This is a genomic window from Nonomuraea solani (assembly GCF_900108335.1).
GTDB lineage: Bacteria > Actinomycetota > Actinomycetes > Streptosporangiales > Streptosporangiaceae > Nonomuraea > Nonomuraea solani.
Genome location: NZ_FNVT01000067.1, coordinates 1 through 2,769, shown reverse-complemented (window position 1 = coordinate 2,769; position 2,769 = coordinate 1). Strand labels below are relative to the sequence as shown.

The following is a 2,769-nucleotide window of genomic DNA, read 5'->3' as shown; positions in this document are numbered from 1 at the left end:
CGGGGTCTTTGACGAGGGCGGCTTCGATCTCGCCGGGTTCGACGCGGAAGCCGCGGATCTTGACCTGGTCGTCGGCGCGGCCGAGAAACTCCAGCTCGCCGTCGCGGCGGAACCGGGCGATGTCCCCGGTTCGATACATCCGGGTGCCGGGTTCACCGAACGGGTCGGCGACGAACCGCTCGGCGGTCAGGCCGGGCCGGTTCAGATACCCGCGGGCCACGCCGGTGCCGGCGATGTAGAGCTCGCCGGCCACGCCGGGCGCCACCGGTTCGAGCCGGGCGTCCAGGACGTACATCCGGATGTTGCCGATGGGCCGGCCGATCGGCACCGGTGAGGGGGCCGGGCCGTCGATGACGTGGACCGAGCAGCCGACCACGGTCTCGGTCGGGCCGTACTCGTTGATCAGCCGGGCGCCGGGGCAGATCCGCTGCCAGGAGGTCACCGTCTGGGGGCGCACCTCGTCGGCGCCGATCACGTAGGTGCGCACCGAGTCCAGGACGGTGCCGGGGGCGAGCTGGGCGGCGAGCAGGTCCACGTGGCCGGGGGTCAGCTTGAGCAGGCTGAAGTCGTGCGGTTCGCGCAGCAGCGCGGCCAGGGCCTGTCCGCCGGTGTCCGGGCCGATCAGGGTGACGTCGCGGCCTTCGATCAGCGGGAGCCAGAAGTTGGGCACCGACAGGTCGACGGCGATCGAGCCGACCAGCGGCGCCCCGGACTCGCCGTCCAGGCCGTATCCGTCCACCGCCCACCACAGGTAGTTCAGCAGCCCGCGATGGGAGATCAGCACCCCTTTGGGGCGGCCGGTCGAGCCGGAGGTATACATGGCGTACACCAGGTTGTCACCGCTGAGCGGCAGGTCCAGGTCGTGGCCGGAGCGGGCCTGGATCCGGTCCCGGTCACGGCCCAGCCGGACCACGGTCGCGCCGGTCAGGCCCTCGACGGTGCCGGCGTGCACGTCCTGGGCGACGACGACGCCGGCGCGGGTGTCGTCCAGGACGAAGCCGAGCCGCTCCGCCGGGTGCGTGGGATCCAGCGGGACGTAGGCAGCGCCGGCCTTCATCACCGCCAGCAGGGCGACCAGCAGCTCGGGGCTCTCACCGGCGCAGACCCCGACGAACGACTCGGTGCCCACACCGAGGCCGCGCAGGTGCCGGGCCAGCCGGTTCGCCCCGGCGTTGAGCTCGCCGTAGGTCAGCAGGACGCCCCCGGCGTCGCGTACGGCGGGGGCCTGCGGGTCGGCGGCCGCCTGCGCCTCGATGAGCTGCGGCACCGTCGAATCCGGCAGGGCCATGCGGGTGTCGTTCCACTCCTGGAGAATCTGGTGCCGCTGCCCGGAGGAGAGCACCGGGACCTCGTCGATCGGCCCGCCCGGGTCGGCGGCGACCGCCGTGAGCACCCGGATCAGCCGGTCCACCAGGGCCTCGGCGCTCACCCGGTCGAAGACGTCGGTGGCGTAGCGCAGCTCGCCGTCCAGGCCGTCGTCACCGGCCCGCTTCGTGAACGTGAGGATCAGCTCCAGCTTCGCCGGGGCGTAGTCGACCGGCTGGTCGGCGGCGGTCAGCTCGGGCAGGCCGGACATCGGCTCGTTCGCCTCGTGCAGCTCCAGCATGACCTGGACGAGCGGGTTCCAGCCCATCGACCGCGGCGGGTTGAGGGCTTCGACGACCCGCTCGAACGGCACGTCCTGGTGCTGGAACGCGGCGAGATCGGCCTGCCGGACGCGGGCCAGCAGGTCCGTGAAGCCGGGGTTGCCGGCGGTGTCGGTACGCAGCACGAGCGTGTTCATGAAGACGCCCACCAGGTCGGTCAGCTCCTCGTGGCCACGTCCGGCGGTCAGCGCCCCGATCGGGATGTCGGTGCCGCACCCCAGCCGGGTCAGCAGCACGGCGAGCCCGGCCTGCAGCGTCATGAACAGGGTGGCCTGCGACTCGCGGGCCAGCGCCCCGAGCCGTTCGTGCAGCCCGGCCGGGATCGTGAAGCGCACGCTGTCCCCGCGGAAGGTGGCCACGGCCGGTCGCGGCCGGTCCGTGGGCAGCGGCAGGTGCCCCGGCAGGCCGTCCAGGGCGGTACGCCACCAGTCGAGCCCCGAGCCGCCGTGCGGCTGCTCCCGCTGCCACAGCGCGTAGTCGGCGTACTGCACGGGCAGCCGCGGCCACCCGGGTTCCCCGCCGGTGAGCCGGGCCCGGTAGGCCGTGGCCAGGTCGCGCCAGAACGGGGGCATGGACAGCGCGTCGCCGGCTATGTGGTGCAGCACCACCAGCAGCACGTGCTCGGTGGCCGACAGCGTGAACAGCGTCGCCCGCAGTGGCGGGTCGCGAGTCAGGTCGAACGGCCGGGCGGCGGCGTCGGCCAGCACCCCGGCCAGTTGCCCGGCGTCCACGTCGCGCTCGGCGAGGCCGGCCTGCGCCTGCCCGGCCGCGAGCACCTGCTGCCAGGGGCCCTCGGCGCTGTCCGGGTACACCGTCCGCAGCGTCTCGTGCCGGGCCACCAGGTCGGCGAGCGCGCCGCGCAGCGCGTCCCGGTCGAGCCGGCCGGTGAGGCGTACGGCGGCCGGAATGTTGTACGACCCCCCGTGGTCGATGCGGTTGATGAACCAGAGCCGCTGTTGTGCCGAGGACAGCGGCAGCCGCTCCGGCCGGGCCACCGGGCGCGGCCCAGGACGGCCGCCGCTCTCCTGCTCGGCGGGGTTGTCGATGTGGTGGGCGATGCCGGTGACGGTGGGGTCGGCGAAGACGTGGCGGAGGGGGAGTTCGGTGCCGAAGACGGTGCGGA

Annotated in this window: 1 protein-coding gene; it reads right to left on the bottom strand. The window is 73.7% G+C overall.

The window, feature by feature from the left end:
- A partial coding sequence (locus tag C4V41_RS60465; protein WP_146104313.1) for a non-ribosomal peptide synthetase occupies positions 1-2,769 on the bottom strand: 2,769 nt, incomplete at both ends.